This is a genomic window from Halopseudomonas salina (genome assembly GCF_008641105.1).
The window spans coordinates 1-1062 of the sequence record NZ_VTTI01000037.1 but is presented as its reverse complement, the minus strand read 5'-3'; the positions used below and the strand labels follow the sequence as shown (position 1 = coordinate 1062).

Below are 1062 nucleotides of genomic sequence, written 5' to 3'. Positions count from 1 at the left end.
CTAGTTCGCGTGGAGCCAACCTTGAAATACCACCCTGGCAACTTTGAGGTTCTAACTCTGGTCCGTTATCCGGATCGAGGACAGTGTATGGTGGGTAGTTTGACTGGGGCGGTCTCCTCCCAAAGAGTAACGGAGGAGTACGAAGGTGCACTCAGCACGGTCGGAAATCGTGCGTAGAGTATAAAGGCAAAAGTGCGCTTGACTGCGAGACCCACACGTCGAGCAGGTACGAAAGTAGGTCTTAGTGATCCGGTGGTTCTGTATGGAAGGGCCATCGCTCAACGGATAAAAGGTACTCCGGGGATAACAGGCTGATACCGCCCAAGAGTTCATATCGACGGCGGTGTTTGGCACCTCGATGTCGGCTCATCACATCCTGGGGCTGAAGCCGGTCCCAAGGGTATGGCTGTTCGCCATTTAAAGTGGTACGCGAGCTGGGTTTAGAACGTCGTGAGACAGTTCGGTCCCTATCTGCCGTGGACGTTTGAGATTTGAGAGGGGCTGCTCCTAGTACGAGAGGACCGGAGTGGACGAACCTCTGGTGTTCCGGTTGTCACGCCAGTGGCATTGCCGGGTAGCTACGTTCGGGAAAGATAACCGCTGAAAGCATCTAAGCGGGAAACTTGCCTCAAGATGAGATCTCACCGGGAGCTTGACTCCCCTAAAGGGCCGTCGAAGACTACGACGTTGATAGGCTGGGTGTGTAAGCGTTGCAAGGCGTTGAGCTAACCAGTACTAATTGCCCGTGTGGCTTGACCATATAACACCCAAGCAATTTGGTGTGGTCATGACACCGATGAACGACAGTCTGGAACTGCATGAGATCCAGGTTACCAAGCTAAATCTATACAACTATCACCGCCCACCCCCTTTACGCCGTGTGGCTAACGCCCCACAGCAACGAATTGCTTGACGACCATAGAGCATTGGAACCACCTGATCCCATCCCGAACTCAGAAGTGAAACGATGCATCGCCGATGGTAGTGTGAGGTTTCCTCATGTGAGAGTAGGTCATCGTCAAGCGCTTATACTGAAACGCCCCGCCTGGAAACAGCGCGGGG

Annotated in this window: 2 rRNA genes; both read left to right on the top strand. The window is 53.7% G+C overall.

Features of this window, described 5'->3' with window-relative positions:
* Positions 1-760 (top strand): 23S ribosomal RNA (locus FZF01_RS19330); the annotation flags it as partial.
* 148 nt (positions 761-908) lie between these two features.
* Positions 909-1024, top strand: a 5S ribosomal RNA gene (gene rrf, locus FZF01_RS19325).
* Positions 1025-1062: the final 38 nt, after the last annotated feature.